We start from the raw sequence: 20,188 nt of genomic DNA, 5'->3' as shown, positions 1-20,188 counted from the left end.
TTACTCGCCTTCTTTCTTCGCTTTGAATTTGAAGGTCTGAGTAGCTGCCACCGCTTGTTTCCAGCCTTCGTACAAATTGTCTCTTTCTTCTGCTGGCATTTCTGGTGTAAACATTTGCCCTTCTTCTGCCATTGATTTCAATTCATCCAAGTCTTTCCAGAAGCCAACCGCTAGCCCTGCCAAGTAAGCTGCACCTAATGCGGTTGTTTCCAGATTCGCAGCTCGTTGCACGTCAATGTCTAAAATGTCCGCTTGGAACTGCATCAATAGATCGTTTTTGGCTGCACCGCCATCGACTTTCAGCAATGGGATATCGATGCCAGAATCTTTTTTCATCGTGTCGATGACATCTTTTGATTGATACGCAACAGCTTGCAATGTTGCCCGAACAAAATCTTCCTTCGTCGTCCCACGAGTCAAGCCAAAGACGGCTCCTCTTGCATCTGAATCCCAATAAGGTGCACCCAATCCAGTAAAGGCAGGCACCACATACACTTCATTATCGCCTTTTGCTTTGGCAGCTATCTCTTCTGATTGCGGAGAAGACTCGATCATTCGTAGACCGTCCCGCAGCCATTGGATCGCTGATCCAGCAACGAAGATACTTCCTTCTAAGGCATAATAGACTTTGCCGTTGATGCCATACCCGATGGTCGTCAGTAGGTCATTGTCAGACAATTGTGGTTCTTCTCCCGTATTCATGACGATAAATGCCCCAGTGCCGTAAGTATTTTTGATCATGCCTTTTTCAAAGGCCATTTGTCCAAAGAGGGCGGCTTGTTGGTCCCCAGCCATTCCAGCGATTGGTACTTCACTGCCGTAAAAATGGTAGCTGCGGGTGTGACCATAGACTTCTGAGTTGCTTTTGACTTCTGGCAGCATCGAGCTTGGAATGTTCAAAAGATCCAAGATTTCTTGATCCCACTCTAATTTATGAATGTTGTAAAGCATCGTCCGACTAGCATTGGAGTAATCGGTGACATGGACTTGCCCATCTGTCAGTTTCCACACAAGCCATGAATCGATCGTTCCGAAAAGTAGCTCGCCATTATCCGCCTTTTCTTGTGCCCCTTCGATATTGTCTAAAAGCCAGCGCACCTTGGTCGCTGAGAAATACGCATCAATGACTAACCCAGTTTTTTCATGGATCATCTCTGTATGGCCATCTGCTTTTAATTGGTCAGCGATCGGTGAAGATTGGCGGGATTGCCAAACGATTGCATTTGCGATCGGCTGGCCTGTCGTTTTGTCCCAAACCACTGTCGTTTCACGCTGGTTGGTGATCCCGATGCCGGCGATTGCTTCTGGTCGGATACCTGATTCAATAAATGCCCCTGCGATGACTGATTGGACAGAGTTCCAAATTTCATTGGCGTTGTGTTCTACCCAACCCGATTTTGGAAAGTATTGCGGAAACTCTTTTTGTGAACTGCCGATTTTTTTCCCGTTACGATCAAAAATAATTGCTCTTGAACTAGTGGTTCCTTGGTCGATCGCCATTACATAATTTTTTTCTGCCATTTGATTCGCTCCCTTTAGTTTTTTATACGCTTTTCTTGTTAGCGCTTTCTGACTTGCTTTTATTTTAGCTGAACTTTCGCTATGTGGTTCGTCAATTTTTTTTCGAATTTCTAAGAAATTGACGAAATCCACTATTGAAAGCGTTCGCGGATCATTTTTTTGATCGTTTCCCGATCATAAGCGGTACCTAGTTCACTGATTCGATAAGTCGGTGTTTTCGTCTCGATAGCATAATTTGCCAAGATCAAGTCATATTCTTGTTCTGGGCGATAGCGTTCTACGACTACGCCATTCAAATTTTTGAGATACAGCAGCCACATGTAGTAGAGGGCTTCTTTAAACAGTTCATCCATTTTCAAAGCGATCCCGACGCGAAACTCCCGATTGATTTGATAATCGATGATCGTGATCACACTCAAGTATTTGACCATCGTCATCATCAACAAACTATTTTTATCAGATGGCTTGATATCAAGCTCTGCTAAAGCCTTATCCAATAGTTCGTGACTGATTTGCTGGATGTTACGACTGGATAGCTGCGCTTCTAACTGCCAAATATTTTCTCGATCAAAAACCTCCACATCCCCTTTGAAAAAATACACGCGGCTGTGGATCTGCAGCAGGTGACCATAACAAGTGGCTTCGATTTCACGGGGAACAAACGATGGGCGGTAGAGATGCAAAATATGTTCCAAAATCAAGGTATCCGTCAAGGCAGTTGGCGTAAACCGAGAACGCTGCAGCATATACACTTGCAGATCGTGTTCGGATAACACCGAGAACGACAGTAAAAAGACAAAGTGCAGCATCGCCTCCTCTTCTCTGACTTCTAATGCATAATGGCCAAACCCACGAAATACCAACTCCCGTAATTGCTGAAACAAAGGATCTTTCGTGTAGGGTACCATTTTCTCCCGTAAGACTTGAAAGGATTGAGTAGCAATTTTCAGTCGCGCCTTCATGATCCTCAGCCATAGGGACAAGCGCTGTTGGGCTTCTTTCGTGAAGGTCATGTTCAGACCTCGTGTGATCAGACCGACGTATTTTTCATCGATCGGCAGCGGCTGACTGTCGAAAGAATGGACATACCAAAAGAGTTCAAAATAGAAATAACGAATTTGCGTTTCTTCCCCAATCAGCTTTCCTTGCCAGATCTCTAACTCGAATTCTGCTAGCAAGCCATTTAGCTCTTTGATTTTGCGAAACAAGGATGACTCGCTGACCGCTAATTTTTGTGCCAGCTGGACAGTGGTCACCTCTTGATGCTGCAAAAGATGCTCGAGGATTTGAAATTTCAATGCTGAACGATAAAACGCCCATTCGATTTGATTAAGGGAAAAAGTGGGACTCATTTCAAAAACCAGGACACCTTTTCGATAATACAACTGACACTGCTCTTGGTAGTGAGCCAGCTCATCTTGCAACTCCTCCACATATTTTTCCAAGGAAGGCTTACTGATGCCAAGATAGCTCGCCAGCTCTTGCAGCTCCATTTTTCCGCCCACCAGTAAAAGCTTTTTGAGCAGCTGCAATTGCTTTGCTTCTTTTTTTTCTAATAACTGATCAAGTCTCATCGGCATCACTTCCCGACCATAGAAAAGTTTCGTCGATTACATTAGTAAACCGTGGATGGAAGAAAAAGTCTTTTTGGGTCAACTCCTCCATCGTTGCCTGCTGCTCGATCGCAAACGCTAGTAAATTGATTTTTTCCAAAATATTGGCTTTTGATAAAAGCTGCGCACCAACGATTCGGCCGCTGGCTTGTTCGATCATCACTTTTCCATGAACCTGTGTTGGATCAAACAAGGAACTGGCGGCAGTAAACGCATGACAGACGATCGGAGATTCGAAGAAAAACCGATCCGACTCGGTCAAGCCGGTGCTTGCTAAGTACCACCCAAACAGTTTCGTACCGACTGTCCGCAATCCGCCACGAAACGGGGTGGTTTTGCTTGCCAGATTGCGAGCTACTGCGATTCCTGAGCGAACAGCATTGTTGACTAAGGGCATATAGACCGTGTCTTTCGTAATAGCATTCGGAATTTGGATCAAATCGCCGACCGCAAAAATATCCGTGGCAGAAGTTTCCAAGTAGGCATCTGTCCAGATGGTTTGATCACTGTGTAATTCAAAGACCGCAAATGCCTCTGGCAAGTGAGGATGAACGTTGACTGTCGTCAATACCAGATCGCTTTCATAGCCTTGATCGGCGGTTTCGATCCGAAAGCCTGTTTCCGTTTTAACGACTGCCAAAGTTGGCTTGGACCAATGCAGCTGCAAGTTGGGGATTTTTTCGATCTCCGTTAAAAAGGGCTGCAAAAAATCGTGATCAAAGTACTTGAATAAAGGATATGACATTGATTCGATCACACTGACTTTTTTTCCGATCGCAGTCAAGGTATTCGCCGCTTCCATCCCCGCTTGACCAGCACCTACGATGGTAATCGACTCTGCTTGGGGCAATTGCTGCAAGAAATGCTTGGCTGCCTCATATTCCTTGTAGGTCAGTAGTGCTTCTTCTGGTTGTGGCAAAACAGTGGAATCTTGACTGGAGCCTGCTGCCAAGACGAGTCGATCATAACTTAGTTCTCGCTTATCCGTTCGAATCCGATGATCCGAAGGAAAAATCTCCAGAAGCGTTTCTTCTAAGGCAACGTCGATCGTTTCTGCCTCCAGCTGCTCCTTCGTACAAAAGAATGCTTCTTCCAGCGATGCGATCCTGCCTTCGATCAGCAATAACAAACCGCTTGGAACAAACCCAAGATGGGCTTTTTTTTCTATCAATAAAATCTCTGCGTCAGGGTATAATCGGCGTGCTTCACGGGCGCAGCTGACACCCCCAAAGGACCCGCCTATGATAATGATTTTCATTGGATCACCTCTCTCCCTTAGCTTAAATGAAACGCTCTCATTTGACGAGTAAAAAGCTATCAGGCTGACTATTTTTTTGTTAACTGCGGTAAAATAAATGAGACCTATGCTACACTATACGCAAAGGAGTGTTCAAATGGTTTTCTTTTATCAATTCATGCTGGGATTGTTTGCCAGTACATTCGTTGCAGCGGCAGCATTCGTCTTTCAGTGGCTGACTGTTTCTGGCGCACTGGCTGCGATTCTTTGCGGCACACTGGTCATTGGCTTTGGTCCGTGGTACAGCATCTTTTTGATTGGCTTTTTCTTTGCCAGCTCTGGCATCATTGGTCTTTTAAAGAAAATGCGCAGTCAGCCAGAGTTAGCTGTGCTTGCCAAAGGTGCTCGCCGTGATGCAAAACAAGTCTTTGCGAACATCACACCAAGCATCTTTGCTCTACTGCTTGCCTTTTGGACGAAAGAACCGCTATTCCTTTGGGGATTTGTAGCGGGAATCGCTAGCTGTACGGCTGACACTTGGGGCTCAGAAATCGGCGTGCTGAGTCCAAGTCCACCGCGTCACTTACTAACGGGAAAAAAATTACCACCGGGACTTTCCGGTGGTGTCAGTTGGTTGGGAACTGCCGCTTCCCTAGCAGGGAGTCTCTCCATCACTGGTTTATTCGCAGCAGCCTTATGGTTGAACGGCAAGCCGTTCTCCTTTGATCTCTGGTTGACCTTGACTGCTTTAGGCTTTGGCGGTAGTCTTTTGGACAGCTTACTGGGCGCAACGATTCAGGTGCGCTATCAATGTCCTGTCTGTCACCAATACACCGAAAAAAAAGTCCACCACGACGTTGCCACCAAGCAAGTCGGCGGTCTTTCCTTTGTAACGAATGAAGGGGTCAATTTGCTGAGTTCAATAGTGATTGTTATTGTATCGGTCTTGCTAACTGGCTATTTTTTCAAGTAATCAGGCAATCCACTGCGGTGACAGTTCCTTCATACAAAAAACCTTCGAGAGCTACACGTTTGTGTTTCTCTTGAAGGTTTTTATTTGTTTAGTGAAAGAATGATACGGGTGCTCACTCCATAAGGAGCCTGATTAAGATGCAGGCGAATGATTCGTCACTTTATAATAAGCAAAATCAGCATAGGATTGATGTTGATGTGCATCCACGGCACCAATAAAATTAAACAATCCTGTGAAGCCACCTATTTCTCCAGGCATTCCATTGACTCCTTCATCAGATAAGTAAGCCACTGACAGATCTTGGAGCAAAACTTGCCAAGTCTCTTGTTCCTCTAATCGATAGTAGACATTTGCGATCCCGTGATCGTATCCAATTTTCAGCTGAATATTTCCTTCGGGAACGACGACGCGCGTATTTACATATTCGATCCTTTGTCCTAATTTTGCTTGTAAGAGAGTCAAATAAGGACATCGCTTTTCTTCTGAATAGGTAACATGAGCATATAACCAATTGTTTGAATCATAATAAAGCCCAAGTCCTGCTGTTTGTGAATAATGGTTCGGTTGAAACTCCAACAAGGTCTCCACCTCATAGGTGAAAGAGGTTGCTCGTGTTGCCATGATGGCAGGATTCATCTGTGAAAACAAGGAATTGCCCCCATAGATCCGTAAGAACCCCTGCCGCTTTTGCGTACTGACCCATGACTGATGCTGTTGGCGATACGGTGTCATAAATTCTAACAGATACTGCGGCTCTTGAAATGAATCAAATAAATCAGTGTTTGGTTCATTGTCAATTGGAACACCAGCTAATCCTTTAAAAGTCATTTTTGCCAAATTGCTTCCATCTTCCATTTCCAACCAATTGTCCTCGGTCCAGTGCATCCTTTGAATAGAAGCTTCTCTTCCAAGAGGATTCAACAGCTGCCCCTCTAAGGGTCTTGCCATTAAATGAGCCATGAACCATTCATCAGTATGGGTATGGACGAGCGAACCATGTCCTGCTTTTTGCATCACTGAATGAGGATTGACCATTTCAAAATGCCCAGCATCAGGGTCCCCCAAAGAAAACAGATGCCTTGGAGAAGAAGTAAGGATCGGTTCGCCTGAAGGATGCGCTTCATAAGGGCCAAAAATAGTTTCTGCGCGACCGACTTCCACACCATGAGCATAGCCCGTGCCTCCAGATGCCAGCAATAAAAAGTACGCCCCTTGATGCTTGTAGATTTGGGGTGCTTCCGCACACCCTCTGGTGGTGAACCCTTGCGTTACGCGATGCCAAGGGGACAGTAATTTACCTGAAGGCAAGTCGATCTCTGCAAGAACAATATGTCCCGGCGCTTGATAACCTTCTCTTGTTTCCCATTCCAAAATCGTTAAATAATGCCGCCCATCCTCGTCATGAAACAGCGCTGGATCAAAGCCAATTGAGGTAAAATAAATCGGTTCTGACCATGGTCCTCGGATGTCAGTCGCCCAAATGGCATAGGAATCAGCATTAAATTCACGTCCTGCCATGTTGACCATATGTGAATACGCCAGCCAAAATCGTTTTGTTTGTGGATCATAAGATAAATGCGGTGCCCAAATACCAGCTGGTGTATTGGTTCCACGTAAATTCACTTCTTCATTGTTCAAGGCATAGCCAACAAGTTGCCAATTCGCAAGATCCTTTGATTCGAAAAGTTGAATCGCAGGTGTCCAATGGAAGGTTGAAGTTGCGATATAATAACGCTCATCCACACAAATGATAGAGGGATCAGGCGCCATTCCAGGAATAACTGGATTTTTGATGATTGTCATAAGCTTCCTTCCTATTCTTAACTTTTTATTCGTTTTGCAACCAAACGACAGTTTTTTTATCATCGTTTGCAGGCGAAGGCGATAAATTGAAACCGTTTTATTTGGTTGCTACATTTATCTTACGAAACTTTTAGGGTAGAATGAATATCAAAAAAAAGCCAATACTTACCATTTTTCATTTTTAAGGAGGTCGTTCTGAATGAACCCAACACCTAAATGGCTAGAACAGCTGGTCAAATTACCCGATATCGATATCAATTTAAAAACCTTTGGTGGACACAAGCAACGTGTTTCCCAAGGATGGTGTGCACCACAAGAGACCCACTTTGCTTTTGAGATCATGATGATCATTGATGGAGAGCAGCGAACAATTTTTGAAGGCAGGCAGTTTGATTTTGTGGCAAATGATGTGATCCTGATACCACCTGGTACCGCTCATGAAAATACTTGTCTCGTAGCAGAAGGTTTAGAGTATTTTTGTATGCATTTCGATCTTGATGATCCTGAGATTCAGCAACAGTTGTTGATGTATTGTCCTTTACTACTAAAAAAGACGAATCCCGCCTACCAAGCGATCGTTGCGATCCTTCAGCAATACATTGCGTTTTTGGCAAGCGGATACTTTGGAATGAAAGAAAAAATCGCCATTGAGATCTTACTGTTAGAACTGATGCGTGCCTTACTAGACTATGTCGAAGATGAAAAAAATCAGTTAGCGCATACAGATAACACTTCCCTTGTTTTAGCAAAAGCGATCGCTGAAGCGATCCAACAAAATTTTCGTACGTACACACAAAGCCCAACGGAAGAAAACAAAGCCTTGCTTTCCATGAGTTATACAGCCAATTCATTGAACATTAGTAATAGTACGATGCTGACGGTTTTCAAAAAAGTTTATGCTAGTAGTCCAAAACAGTACTTAGATCAATTACGTTTCAACCAGGCAAAATTCTATCTCCATCAACCCAAATTGACCATCGCCGAAATCGCAGAGATCATTGGCTATCAAAATGCCGCCCACTTTACGAGACAATTCAAAAAATGGGCAAACATATCGCCGAATAAATACCGTAAGCTCCAGTTAGAAGCAGCAAAATAAGTAATCGACAAATAATGATTCGAGAAAAGCGACTGCTACATCTTCCTCTGAGGATGCAAAAAAAGCTTTTTTTTCGCATAATAAATGAAAAATGGTAAATTTCCCCTTTTTTTTGATATTTCAAGTCCTGTCTGCATTCTTTATGATTAATACCAAGAAATCGTTTGCAGGAATAAAAACAGTTAGTTGCAAAAGAGCAAGATGAGTGGGTATTCTCAGCACACTTGCTTTGCACTACATTAAGGGGAATATGTATGATTTCAGAAAATTCAATGTCAATCAAAAGTCGGTTGCCGTTAAAAATCGGAATTTTGAGTCTTTCATTGGTCGTACAAGCTGCTGGTGCAGTAGCAGCAGCCGTACCTTTTATTATGAACGATTTTTCTGACCGAACCACCGCACAAGTCCAATCTATTTTGACACTGCCATCAATGGCAATCTTGATTTTCATTCTGCTAAGTTCATGGTTTATCAAAGCACTTGGCAAAAAGCGAACGGTCTGTTTAGGCTTGATGATCGCTTTAGTCGGTGGCATCTTACCGGCATTTACAATGAACTTTGGCTTGATTTTATTTGCCCGTATTTTGTTTGGCGCAGGTCTGGGACTCTTTAACTCAATGACCGTCTCCTTGATCGGCGACAACTTTACAGGTGCCGAGCAAAAAAATTTATTAGGTATTCAATCAGCCGTGATGACTTTAGGAAATAGCCTAGCGACGTTCGCTGCGGGCCTACTGTTAACGATCTCGTGGCAAGCTTCATTCTTAGTGTACTTGGTCATCTTACCGATTCTCTTTCTTTTTCTTTTCGGTTACCGCAACGTCAATGAAAAGCCCGTAAAAACAACGCAGCCATCAACCACCGCTACAAAAAGAAGAAAGCTGCCATTAAGCGTAACTTTAGGTATTTTGACTCTCTTTTTATTCTTCATTAGTTTGATGGTCGTCATTACTTCTTCTGCATTACTGATTCAAGAATTGGCGCTGACGAATCAAGGATTTCTTTCCACCGCATTAGCGATCGCCGGTATTTTTAGCAGCTTGGTCGCATTAGCTTTTGGTCAAATCACCAAATTATTAAAGCGCTTTACGCCAGTTGTCGTCATCAGTTTCGCAATGGTTGGTTTTTTCACGATAACCTTAGCACCTACGATGACCGTCTTTTTCATTGGTCTATTAGTGGTTTATCTTGCCAATCTTGTAGTTCCTTATGTATACAGTGTCATTCTTAGCGATGTAGATCCAGAAGCCAATAACTTAGTTGTTTCTTTGGCAATGGTCGCTTGTAATCTTGGTGCTTTTTCCTCCCCCTATGTCATAAACTTTATCAGTCAACTACTTGGCATGACAACGGCAGTCATGCAAGTCAGAATCGCTGCCGGAATCATGGCGATCATTGCTCTGATTTTTCTATTTCTCGCTTTCAACAAAACGACCACACCTATTAGTAAGGAGGAACTATAAGATGGAACAAAAACTTAGAGGCGTCAACCTAGGCGGTTGGCTTGTATTAGAAAAATGGATGGCACCTAGTCTCTTTCAAGGAACACCTGCCGATGACGAGTATTATTTAGCCTATGATCTACCAGAAGCTGAATACCAAGCACGGTTGTTGATTCATCGTGAAACATTCATCACTGAAGCTGATTTCTTGCGCATTTCAGCAGCTGGCTTCAATACCGTTCGAATACCTGTCCCTTATTTTATTTTTGGTGATCGTGCCCCCTTTATTGGCTGTATCGACTATTTGGATAAAGCCTTCGCTTGGGCGAAGGCTTATGACCTAAAAATCTTGATCGATCTTCATACCGCACCCTTCAGCCAAAATGGTTTTGACAATGGTGGTCTCTCGGGTGTAGTCAGATGGGCACAAATGCCCGAAGAAGTGGCGTTCGAATTAACGGTCTTGGAACGTTTGGCGCAAAGATATGCAGATCACGAAGCATTGTGGGGCATTGAAGTATTAAACGAACCGATCACAGATGGTGAAGTATGGCACAGCATGAATCCCATGGATCGTTTTCCACCTCGTGATCTTGCGTTAGCAAAAGGTAGCGCACCAATCTCTTTAGACTTTTTGAAAACTTTTTATCAAGATGCCTATCGAAGAATGCGCAACTATTTAAGCAATGACAAAGTGATCGTCTTTCATGACGGCTTCCAATTGCATGCTTGGAAAGAGTTTTTCGCCCAAAACGATTTTCACAATGTCATGCTAGATACGCACCAATACGTTATGATGGCAGAAATGGCTGGCACAGAGCAATCCTTGGAAGCCTACGTGTCTTTCATTGATGGCTTAGCCAAAGAGATCGCCACGGTTGCACAATATGTCGAGGTTTTTGTTGGAGAGTGGTCCTTGTTCAACTCCTATGCTGTTGGTACAGATACCAAAGGCGGCATCAATCCAACACAAGAAGAATTCAGCAGTAACCGTAGTTTGACAAAAAGTGAATTAGAAGAAGTTTATCAAACTTTGTGGCGTGCTTCAATCACAGCTTGGAACCAAGGAGCCGGACATATGTACTGGACCTATAAGTTATCCATCGATACGATCAATGAGCCTGCTTGGTATGGCTGGGATTCCTGGGATGCTAGTCGCGCTATGGCAAAAAACTGGATCGATCCACGTTTCTAAAACACAACAAAAAGCGAGATTGGAACGAAGCAAACGATACCTGTTTGCGTTACGTTTCAATCTCGCTTTTTTGTTGCTTTTAAGCAATATCCACTAAGCGGATCTTCGTGACATTTTTGTAGACAGACAATTCTTCGATCACTTCAGAAAAGCCTAGCCCTCGGGGGAGATCAATCGTATAAATGTTGGTATAAATGCGATAGTCTTCCATAAATTTGACATCAAAATTGACATCTTCGATCACGATATTTTTCTCTTGGAAGTACTCCGTCAAAAACTCTTTGGTCTCGGTGCGATGAATGTACTGGATCTCTAATTTTTTTGCTGTCGGTACGCGGACGATCCGCTTAACGATCGTCAATGCAAAGAAGATCCCGATAAAACTGCTTAATGCGATGGTGTAAAAGCCCATCCCGATGGCAATTCCTAAACCTGCGATCGCCCATAAGGAAGCAGCCGTCGTCAACCCCGTCACTGAGCGCTTCGTCACAATGATCGTTCCAGCGCCTAGAAAACCGACCCCGCTGACGACTTGGGCGATCAATCGTGCTTCGTCTGAACGAATCACGCCCGCTAAATCTGGATGATCCAGCGCATCTCGCATGGCACCTGTGGCGATCTCCACTTGGATCAAGGCAATGACACAAGCCCCCATGCAAACCAAGATATGGGTTCTAAGACCAGCTGGTCGGCTTTTGTATTGCCGCTCGTACCCAATCGCTCCTCCCATGATCATTGCCAGCAGCAATCTCAGCGCTACTTCAGGAATGGATAAATGCATATCAACCATTTGCATCCCTCTTTTCTTCGTATTTTCTCTTTTAACTATAGCATCTCTGATGAAAAAAAGAAAAAAACAGCGCCGAATCAGTCAAATAAAAAAAGCCCCCTCAGAAAATAAGCAAGTAAGCTACAAACCATTGCTCGCAGCTGCGCTGGCGCTACTGCACAAGCGCAGGGGGAAGCTGCGAGGATGGCTCATTTTTCCTTCTGACTTATTTCTGAAAAGGGCTGATTTTGTTTTACAGGTTGCTGGCAGCAGCCTCATCGATGATCACGATCACGTCATCATGCTTTTGTAAAACAGAAGCCGGTAATTCGTTGGTTACGGGTCCTTCAATCATTTTTTGGATCGCATCCGCTTTGACTTCGCCAAATGCCATCAAAATGATTTTTTTGCTTTGCATAATCGAACCGATCCCCATTGAAATTGCCGTCGTTGGGACGTCTTCGACTTTATCAAAGTAGCGTTTGTTGGCATTGATGGTCGATTCAGTTAAATCAACGACTGAGGTCGTTCCTTCAAAAGATGCACCAGGTTCGTTGAAGCCGATATGTCCGTTTTGACCGATACCCAAGATTTGGATATCAACTGGGTGATCCGCAATCACGCTATCGTAGCGTTGGCATTCTGCTTCTAAGTCTTCCGCTTTGCCGTTTGGTACGAAGGTTTCTTTGAATGGTTTTTTATTGAATAAATGAGCATTCATGAAGTAGCGATAGCTTTGTTCGTCTTCGCCGCCTAGTCCTACGTATTCATCTAAGTTGACTGAAGTCATTTCTGAAAAATCAACTTCACTGGCAGTCATTTCTGCATAAAGGGTTTCTGGCGTGCTTCCTGTTGCTAAGCCTAGCACCTTGGCGCCATTTGCCATACCTTCTTGAATCAATTCAAAAGCTTTCTTTCCGCCTTGAGCAGCATCTTTAACGCGAATAATTTCCATGATCAGCGCTCCGTTTCTATTTGGTATAGTCCAATAATACCACAGGTTGTGTTTGATTACAATAATTAGTCTAGACCAGATGACGATTTTTTCTCGCCGATCAAAAAAAAGACGAGCTCTAAAATGCGCTCGTCTCTACTCGTATTCTACTTGTTTACCAATTCGTATAAACATCAATACCGCTATGACCGACACCTGTGTCATAGACTTTATAGGCACCTAAAGATGATTGACCAGTCGATCCTTTCGGTTGATTATCACTGGCAACAACGATGTACCCATCGGCATCACGGATGGTTCCGTCTGATGCTACATGGCGACCAGGGATATTCAATCCGCCTCCTGGCAAGACTTTTTGTGAGTAGTACGATTCTCTCACACCATTGAAATAGTTGATCCCATCCACTGGATTCAAGACACCAGAACCAGCACCAGGAACGCTTGAACGAGTTTGACTCACGTTAGCAGTCGCTGTGGATTCACTTTTTTCTGTGCTTTCTTTCGTACTTGTTTCTTTGTTTTCTACTGATTGGCCATCGTTAGAAACCAACAATGTTTCGCCATCAAAAATCATATTTGGATTTTCGATCGAATCATTTAAAGCTAAAAGGTCTTCGACCGTTGTTTGATAAGTAGCAGCGATCCCAGATAGAGTGTCTCCTGGTTCGACAACATGGGTTTGTTCTGCTGCTGACACAACTGTTCCACCAACGAATAAACCAAATCCTGCAACAACTGTAAATGCAAATTTTTTCAAATGAAAAAACCTCTCTTTTGATTATTTGTCCCGCTATCGGGCACAAGTAAGAGAATAACATTACAATATTGCAGGAAGGTTTCAGAAATATTTTTCATTATCACAATTGTTAAACAGAAAGTTACAGGATTTTTATTCAAAAATGCTAAACTTACAATATTGTTATCCCTTTCGATGAGTGCTTTTAGTGGCCACATGCTATAGTGATGCTAGTAATGGAAAGGAATGACACCCATGAAAAAACTACTATTAACGCTTGGCGTTTTGATTATTGTCGTAGCCGGCTATTTCGGCTACACGTACTATGCAACAACGTATCGCGGCATCACGGCTTATGCTATCACACCCAACAAAGTCCCTGAAAAGACACAGACCTACAGCGATTCTGGTGAAAAAATCGATGGCTCTTTTACCTACAAATACACCTTTGAATTCGTAAAGAAAAATGGTGAAAAAGAACTCATGACCTATGACCTGACGGGCGAAAATGTAAAACCATTGGCTCCAAATACTTTAGTCAAAGCAGAAATCAGTAAGACCCGCATCATTTCTGGTCCCAATGAAGTCCCTCAATCAGAAGTCCCCGCAAAAATACTATCTGAGCTGGAAACCTTTGACGAATAAGGACTTCTTACAAGAAACTTTCTACTTTTTAAGGTTCATTTTACTTTGACCGACTATGCTAGCTTTATACCAAAACTATTTTTCTTCCTCTTACCAGTCCTCGCCCGACTGGTATTTTTTGATTTTTCCCAATGGTCAAGAGTTACACTTCTTATAGACAGAACCGCTCTAGGTTCGCAATGGGTTTTTTCTCAAATTTTGATCAAGTAGCTATTGACGATCGGAAATAAATAAAACCAGAGTCAGTAGGATAAACGCTGGTTTCATCATAAAAAAACCGCTAGATTGTTTATCTCTAGCGGCTTTTTTTGCGATTTTAATAGAGTTCCAAGTATTGTTCTCTTTCCCACTCGGAGACTGTTTGGCGGAAGGCTGCCCATTCTAATCGTTTTGCTTCGACAAAGTTGGCATAGATGTGTTTGCCTAAGGCATCGATCATCACTTGGTCTTTACGCAATGCTTTGATGGCATTGTGGATCGTTGATGGCAGATCTTCGATTTGTGCTTCTGCCCGTTCTGTTTCGTTCATGATATAGATGTTGCGGTCGACAGCTGGTGGTGGTGTCAACTCACGTCTAACGCCATCAAGTCCTGCTTGTAATAAAACAGCCATTGCTAAGTATGGGTTAGCGGATGGGTCAACTGAACGCAATTCCAAACGCGTTGACAAGCCTCTTGATTCTGGTACCCGAATCAATGGTGAACGGTTGCGTCCTGACCATGCCACGTATACAGGCGCTTCGTAACCTGGCACTAAGCGTTTGTAAGAGTTGACAGTTGGGTTGCAGACAGCTGTGTAAGCACGGGCGTGTTCGATCAAACCGCCTAAGAAGTGATACGCTGTTTGGCTTAATTGCATTGGTCCTTCTTCATCAAAGAAGACATTTTCATCACCTTTGAACAAGGACATGTTGCAGTGCATGCCTGAACCGTTGATGCCGAACAATGGTTTTGGCATGAAGGTCGCATGCAAGCCGTGTTTACGAGCAATGGTTTTCACGACAAGCTTGAAGGTTTGGATGTTGTCACATGCTTCCACTGCATCCGCATATTTAAAGTCGATTTCGTGTTGCCCTGGTGCTACCTCATGGTGAGACGCTTCAACTTCAAAGCCAAGGCTTTCTAATTCTAATACGATATCGCGACGGCAGTTTTCCCCTAGATCGGTTGGGGCAAAATCGAAGTAGCCGCCTTTGTCGTTTAATTCCGTTGTGATTTCGCCTGCTTCATCTAATTTGAATAGGAAAAATTCGGGTTCTGGTCCAAGATTGAAAGAAGTAAAACCAAGGGATTGCATGTCAGCTAATGCCCGTTTTAAGTTGCCGCGAGGGTCGCCTGCAAATGGGGTGCCATCTGGATTGTAGATATCACAGATCAAACGAGCCACTTTGCCATGTTCACTTTCCCAAGGGAAGATCATCCAGGTGGACAAATCAGGATACAGATACATGTCACTTTCTTCAATACGGACAAATCCTTCAATAGAAGAACCGTCAAACATCATTTTGTTTTCCAGTACTTTATCTAATTGACTTACAGGTACTTCAACGTTCTTGTTCGTTCCTAAAATATCAGTAAACATCAAGCGTAAAAAGCGCACGTTCTCATCCTTTACGATTTGTTTGATGTCTTCGGCAGTTCTTTCAAATTTTGGCATAGTATCCCTTCCTTTTTCCCAATTCTTTTTTTATATCACAGCAACGATCTACTAATTGCTCTACATTCGTGGACCTTTTTGCTGGTATGGCTGTTGTTGATTCAATCCACCTTGAGCCAAGAGTTCATCATAAAAAATTCGACGTACATCTTCATCGGTCAGCGGCGGTTTGTTCTTCGCTTCTTTTTCTTTGGCAACTTTCATTTCATAAACTCGTTTGATTCCCGCCATGTTCAGTCCATCGGAAAGATAGTCTTTGATCTCTAGCAAGGTATCAATATCATTCAGCGAATACATTCGTCGATTGCCATCGCTGCGTTCCGGGTGGATCAATTCTTGTTCTTCGTAATAACGAATTTGACGGGCGGTGAGATCGGTCAATTTCATGACTGTTCCGATAGGAAAGACTGACATTGAGCGCCGCAATTCTTTTTCCCGCATAACTTGGCTCCCCTCCGTTTCAATGATGCTGCGTAACTTTATGGAAACTATACCAATTCTTTTTTTGCGTGTCAACCCCTCATGTTAGAAAAAGTGACATGAATGCAAATTTTTTTGATTTTTCCACTGAGTCCTTGATTTGATCGCCTGTTCAAGCAGTCCTTTTTCTGGAAGAAATCGTGCCTTAGCCAAAAATGTTCGGGTTTTGCACTTGAAGGAAGTCAAACCACTTATACTTCCATAATTTTGTCACCACAAAAAAAACGGTGCATCGGCTGCACCGTTTTCTGTTTATTCCTGTTCTTGCGCCATTCTGCGTAGTGGATAGGTATCCTCCAGCGCAAATCCTTTGATATGATAGGTCTGTGTTGCTTCATCGAAGGCATTACTCAACACTAGCGACTCCCGTTTTAAACGATTCAGCGCATTGCCTTCATCGGCTTGCAGCACCAGATGATAAGGCTGCATGATCTGCATCAATTCCATTTTGATCGCCTGAGTCAAGCGCTCTTTGCCTTTGGTACTCTTTGCCGAGATCAAGACATTGGGAAATAACGTTGGGACAAACTGATCGGCGTCGATGCGATCCGCCTTATTGTAGACCGTCAACATCGGTAATTGGGTCAAAGAAAGTTCCTCCATTAATTTTAAGACCGTCTCCTCTTGCTGGACCCGTTCTTCGGAACTGGCATCGACGACATGCAGCAAGAAGTCCATGTTTTGACTTTCCTCCAGTGTGGAATGAAACGCATCGATCAATTGGGTCGGCAATTCTTGGATAAAACCAACCGTATCGGTAATGGTGACTTCGAATCCTTCTGGCATCCGCCAGCGTTTCGTCAAGGGATCGAGTGTCGCAAACAACTGGTCTTGTTCATACGTGTCCGCACTGGTCAAAATATTTAAAATAGTTGATTTTCCAGCATTGGTATAACCAATCAAGCCCATTTGAAAGACTTGGCTGTCTTTGCGCTTTTGGCGTGTCCGGTCTCGATGGGCTGCCACTTCCTTCAATTCCCGTTTGATGATGGTAATGCGGTTGCGGATGTGTCGACGATCGGTCTCCAGCTTGGTTTCCCCTGGCCCTCTCGTTCCGATTCCGCCCCCTAGCCGAGACATGTTCTTTCCTTGCCCTATCAAGCGTGGAAGCAAATAATCCAGCTGCGCCAATTCTACTTGCAGCTTTCCTTCTTTGGAACGGGCACGCATCGCAAAAATATCAAGGATCAGCTGAACGCGATCAATCACTGGCACTTCTAGCGCATCACCGATCAACTGGCTTTGCCTTGGTGTCAGTTCATGATTGAAGATCACTAGATCTGCTTCATGTGCTTCTACCAACTGCTGCAATTCCGCAACTTTCCCCTTGCCGATCACGGTTTGTCGATCGACTTGCTGCCGTTTTTGCACCAGTGAAAAAACAACTTCACCATTGGCGGTTTTTGTTAAGCTTTTCAATTCTTTCATTGACGAATCAAAATGAAGATAGTTTTTCTCCGTTTCTACTCCGACAAGAATCACACGTTCTTGGCTCATCTTTTCTCCTCCAACCATTGGTCGATTTCTGTTTCAAGGGTACGTTGTTCTTCAGGTTGCCTCACTAAATCAATCCATCGGGGCTGTGCTCGGTTATTGAACCACGTCAGCTGCCGCTTGGCGTAGCGGCGTGAGTTTTGCTTGATTTGCTCAATGGTCTCCTCCAATGTGGCCTGCCCTTGAAAATAGGGCAAAAATTCCTTGTAGCCGATCCCCTTAGCGGCTTGCGTTTCTGGATACTGCAAAACAGCTTTTGCTTCTTCGATCAAGCCTTGATCCATCATCAAGTCCACCCGCTGATTGATTCGCTGGTATAACACTTCTCGCTCAGTGGTTAACCCGATCATGAAGAAATCGTACAAAGCTTGTGGTGTCTCTTTTGGTGCAGCGATACTTTCGCCAGTCGTTTCAAAAACCTCCAACGCACGAATCACTTTCCGCTCATTGTTGTAGTGGATCTTCGCTGCTGCCAAGGGATCGACCGCCTGCAGCTTTTGCCATAAAGCTTCTTTGCCGATGACTACTGCTTCTTGTTCGTAACGCTGACGAATCGTTGGGTCGCCTTCTTCTGCCCCTAAACGAAAGTCATACAAAAGCGCTTGGATGTATAACCCTGTTCCCCCTACAACGATCGGCAGCTTTCCTTGCTGCTGGATCGTCTCGATGGCTTCACGCCCCATTTGCTGGAAATCAGCGGCAGAGTATGCTTCCGTCATTGCACGAATATCGATCAAATGATGAGGAACCCCTGCCATTTCTTCCTTCGTCACTTTGGCGGTACCGATATCTAACTGACGGTAAATTTGCATGGAATCCCCGCTGATGATCTCCCCTTGGTATTTTTGGGCTAACTGGATACTCAAGGCGGTTTTGCCAACTGCGGTCGGTCCCACGATTACTAAGATTTTTTTCATCCTTTTGTTTCCTCGCGAACCTGTTGCACAATTGCCCGAGCTTTTTCTGGAAAATCGGTGATGATCCCCGTCAAACCCAGAGCCAAGCAGGTGCGAATCGCCGCTTCTTCGTTGACAGTCCACGGACGGATCGCGATCGGAAAATCAGTTAAGATCGTTGCTGTCTCTTGGACCCAGCGATAGGCAGGATGAATTCCTTCGATATACGGTCGGCTGAGCGCCAACGGTGGTTTGTCTTCCCCGCGTCCCATAATAAAATCAAGGGTCGCATCCGGTTCGATCGCATGCATCCGATCCAAGGTCTCGATATTGAAGGAACAATACCAATGAGTAAAGGGCCATTCTTGGCTATTCAATAAGTCGGATACTTTGGCTTCGATTCCTTCATACTCATAATGATCGGTTTTTAATTCGATCGTCAAAATGCCACGATAATTCTTCGCTGCAAGTAAATCCAACACTTCTTTTAGCGTGGGGATTTTGGCGGCTTGAAATTCCTCAGAAAACCAGCTGCCAGCATTGAGTTCTTTTAGTTCAGCAACCGTCAGGTCACAGATCCGACCTTTGCCGTTGGTCGTTCGATCAACCGTTTCATCATGCATGACGATCAAGCCGCCATCTTTTGATAGATGTACATCTAACTCAATGATATCAGCTTTGACCCGCACCGCTTCCGCAAATGCTGGTAGCGTGTTTTCAGGTCGATTGCCGCTACTCCCGCGGTGGGCAACGATTTGTACCATCATTCTTTCACTCCATTCTCACTCTTTATTTTACCATGGAATCTCCTAGAACCAAAAAGCCTCTGTTTGTTTCGATCCTCTTAATGAATAATAACGCTTTGTTTCGGTCAAAGAAAAACACCCTTACTATGATCGCAGTAAGAGTGTGTGTGATCAGTTAAAAAAGCGCAACCGTCGATACTCTGGTTTGGTTGCCTTAACCAAGGAAAACGGCTGATCAGTAGAATCAAATCGTTTTTGAAAAATAGGTCAACGGTTCGCTCGTCATGTTTTTCATTTGGGTTTTACGCTCATTGACCATTTCGACTAATTGATCAAGGAAATTTTCCATAATGATCCGACCGCCTTTATAGGTATACCCACCGATTTTAACAGTTTCCTCTGGCGATAAAATCACCCGACGTGTTCCGATTTTTTTGAAAAATTCTTCCAAGAAAAAATTCGGTAGATAAAAACTGTTTTGCGCCGCAAAAGATTGTAGATAGGCAAAATCATCGATGGTGATATAACAGTCGTCAAAGGCATCAAAGCTGACATACTCATCCATCAGCATGACCCGTTTTTGTAGAATCTCACTGATTTTTTGATTCAATAAAACCAACGTTTCGATTTCTTTGACTTTATGCTCCAACAAACGGCGTTGTTTTTCTTTTTGCTCCTCATACCGAATGCGTAAATTAAAAATGATGGTTACTAACAATGCGCCCACTAAGACGCCGATCAAACCTGCTATTGCTACTGCCATTCTTCGATCCTTCCTCATTCCTTTTTTCATATTGTATCATATTTGAAAGTTTCGCAAAAAAGATAACGAACTTTTTATTTGACCTTTCTTGACCTAATCGGTATACTATCTCTTAGATATTGCGAAAACTTTATGCTAAACTATATCTATAACGATTTTTAGGA

The 20,188-nt window shown here is 43.7% G+C and carries 18 protein-coding genes; 5 read left to right on the top strand and 13 right to left on the bottom strand.

Annotated elements, in window-relative coordinates; all coding sequences use genetic code 11:
* The 3 genes from glpK to IGI73_RS03155 all read right to left on the bottom strand — a co-directional run bounded on the left by glpK (position 1) and on the right by IGI73_RS03155 (position 4,392).
* The gene (glpK, locus tag IGI73_RS03165; protein WP_005225176.1) at positions 1 to 1,521 is read right to left on the bottom strand and encodes a glycerol kinase GlpK; all 1,521 of its coding nucleotides are present in this window, start codon (positions 1,519 to 1,521) and stop codon (positions 1 to 3) included.
* Positions 1,522 to 1,652: 131 nt separating this feature from the next.
* A complete protein-coding gene (locus tag IGI73_RS03160; protein WP_438759074.1) occupies positions 1,653 to 3,095 on the bottom strand; it encodes a helix-turn-helix domain-containing protein in 1,443 nt (480 codons plus the stop codon).
* Positions 3,085 to 4,392, bottom strand: a complete 1,308-nt coding sequence (locus IGI73_RS03155; RefSeq protein ID WP_438759073.1) for an FAD-dependent oxidoreductase — start codon at positions 4,390 to 4,392, stop codon at positions 3,085 to 3,087. The genes IGI73_RS03160 and IGI73_RS03155 overlap by 11 nt, the downstream gene beginning before the upstream one ends.
* Positions 4,393 to 4,528: 136 nt before the next feature.
* Between IGI73_RS03155 and IGI73_RS03150 the strand changes: the two genes are divergently transcribed.
* Positions 4,529 to 5,344, top strand: a complete 816-nt coding sequence (locus IGI73_RS03150; protein WP_438759072.1) for a DUF92 domain-containing protein — start codon at positions 4,529 to 4,531, stop codon at positions 5,342 to 5,344.
* Positions 5,345 to 5,476: 132 nt separating this feature from the next.
* Here the strand turns inward: IGI73_RS03150 and IGI73_RS03145 are convergent, their stop codons facing one another.
* Positions 5,477 to 7,147 carry a family 43 glycosylhydrolase gene (locus tag IGI73_RS03145; RefSeq protein ID WP_162985170.1) on the bottom strand — a complete coding sequence of 557 codons (1,671 nt, stop codon included), beginning with the start codon at positions 7,145 to 7,147 and terminating at the stop codon, positions 5,477 to 5,479.
* A 199-nt stretch (positions 7,148 to 7,346) separates the two neighbouring features.
* Here IGI73_RS03145 and IGI73_RS03140 point away from each other — a divergent pair, with 199 nt between their 5' ends.
* The 3 genes from IGI73_RS03140 to IGI73_RS03130 all read left to right on the top strand — a co-directional run bounded on the left by IGI73_RS03140 (position 7,347) and on the right by IGI73_RS03130 (position 10,883).
* A complete protein-coding gene (locus IGI73_RS03140; RefSeq protein ID WP_087626947.1) occupies positions 7,347 to 8,246 on the top strand; it encodes a helix-turn-helix domain-containing protein in 900 nt (299 codons plus the stop codon).
* A 254-nt stretch (positions 8,247 to 8,500) separates the two neighbouring features.
* Positions 8,501 to 9,709, top strand: coding sequence for an MFS transporter (locus tag IGI73_RS03135; protein WP_115231875.1), 1,209 nt, complete (start codon positions 8,501 to 8,503; stop codon positions 9,707 to 9,709).
* Between the two features lies 1 nt (position 9,710).
* Complete coding sequence (locus tag IGI73_RS03130; protein WP_074934473.1) at positions 9,711 to 10,883, top strand: glycoside hydrolase family 5 protein; 1,173 nt, start codon at positions 9,711 to 9,713, stop codon at positions 10,881 to 10,883.
* Positions 10,884 to 10,962: 79 nt separating this feature from the next.
* Here the strand turns inward: IGI73_RS03130 and IGI73_RS03125 are convergent, their stop codons facing one another.
* The 3 genes from IGI73_RS03125 to IGI73_RS03115 all read right to left on the bottom strand — a co-directional run bounded on the left by IGI73_RS03125 (position 10,963) and on the right by IGI73_RS03115 (position 13,364).
* Positions 10,963 to 11,673 (bottom strand): MgtC/SapB family protein, encoded by a 711-nt coding sequence (locus IGI73_RS03125; protein ID WP_034858162.1) that lies wholly within the window; start codon positions 11,671 to 11,673, stop codon positions 10,963 to 10,965.
* 232 nt (positions 11,674 to 11,905) lie between these two features.
* Positions 11,906 to 12,607, bottom strand: a complete 702-nt coding sequence (gene nagB / locus IGI73_RS03120; RefSeq protein ID WP_005225171.1) for a glucosamine-6-phosphate deaminase — start codon at positions 12,605 to 12,607, stop codon at positions 11,906 to 11,908.
* A gap of 154 nt (positions 12,608 to 12,761) precedes the next feature.
* Positions 12,762 to 13,364 carry a LysM peptidoglycan-binding domain-containing protein gene (locus tag IGI73_RS03115; protein ID WP_074536355.1) on the bottom strand — a complete coding sequence of 201 codons (603 nt, stop codon included), beginning with the start codon at positions 13,362 to 13,364 and terminating at the stop codon, positions 12,762 to 12,764.
* Positions 13,365 to 13,598: 234 nt separating this feature from the next.
* Here IGI73_RS03115 and IGI73_RS03110 point away from each other — a divergent pair, with 234 nt between their 5' ends.
* Complete coding sequence (locus IGI73_RS03110; RefSeq protein WP_005225168.1) at positions 13,599 to 13,988, top strand: YxeA family protein; 390 nt, start codon at positions 13,599 to 13,601, stop codon at positions 13,986 to 13,988.
* A gap of 316 nt (positions 13,989 to 14,304) precedes the next feature.
* On the opposite strand, the gene glnA is transcribed toward IGI73_RS03110, so the two are convergent.
* From glnA to IGI73_RS03080, 6 genes are all read right to left on the bottom strand, one after another.
* On the bottom strand, positions 14,305 to 15,645 hold the full coding sequence (glnA, locus tag IGI73_RS03105) for a type I glutamate--ammonia ligase (protein ID WP_005225167.1): 1,341 nt from the start codon (positions 15,643 to 15,645) through the stop codon (positions 14,305 to 14,307).
* A gap of 60 nt (positions 15,646 to 15,705) precedes the next feature.
* On the bottom strand, positions 15,706 to 16,086 hold the full coding sequence (locus tag IGI73_RS03100; protein WP_005225166.1) for a MerR family transcriptional regulator: 381 nt from the start codon (positions 16,084 to 16,086) through the stop codon (positions 15,706 to 15,708).
* A gap of 291 nt (positions 16,087 to 16,377) precedes the next feature.
* Positions 16,378 to 17,622: a GTPase HflX gene (gene hflX, locus IGI73_RS03095; RefSeq protein ID WP_438759071.1), complete on the bottom strand. Its 1,245-nt coding sequence runs from the start codon at positions 17,620 to 17,622 to the stop codon at positions 16,378 to 16,380.
* Positions 17,619 to 18,536: a tRNA (adenosine(37)-N6)-dimethylallyltransferase MiaA gene (miaA, locus tag IGI73_RS03090; protein WP_438759070.1), complete on the bottom strand. Its 918-nt coding sequence runs from the start codon at positions 18,534 to 18,536 to the stop codon at positions 17,619 to 17,621. Before miaA ends, hflX begins: the two co-directional genes overlap by 4 nt.
* Positions 18,533 to 19,282 carry a glycerophosphodiester phosphodiesterase gene (locus IGI73_RS03085; protein WP_325816843.1) on the bottom strand — a complete coding sequence of 250 codons (750 nt, stop codon included), beginning with the start codon at positions 19,280 to 19,282 and terminating at the stop codon, positions 18,533 to 18,535. The genes miaA and IGI73_RS03085 overlap by 4 nt, the downstream gene beginning before the upstream one ends.
* 223 nt (positions 19,283 to 19,505) lie before the next feature.
* Positions 19,506 to 20,024: a hypothetical protein gene (locus IGI73_RS03080; RefSeq protein ID WP_005231097.1), complete on the bottom strand. Its 519-nt coding sequence runs from the start codon at positions 20,022 to 20,024 to the stop codon at positions 19,506 to 19,508.
* Positions 20,025 to 20,188: the final 164 nt, after the last annotated feature.

Source organism: Enterococcus sp. DIV0755f (assembly GCF_051713725.1).
Lineage (GTDB): Bacteria > Bacillota > Bacilli > Lactobacillales > Enterococcaceae > Enterococcus_D > Enterococcus_D casseliflavus.
Note: the sequence above shows the minus strand (reverse complement) of the source record. Positions and strands in the feature narration are given on the sequence as shown.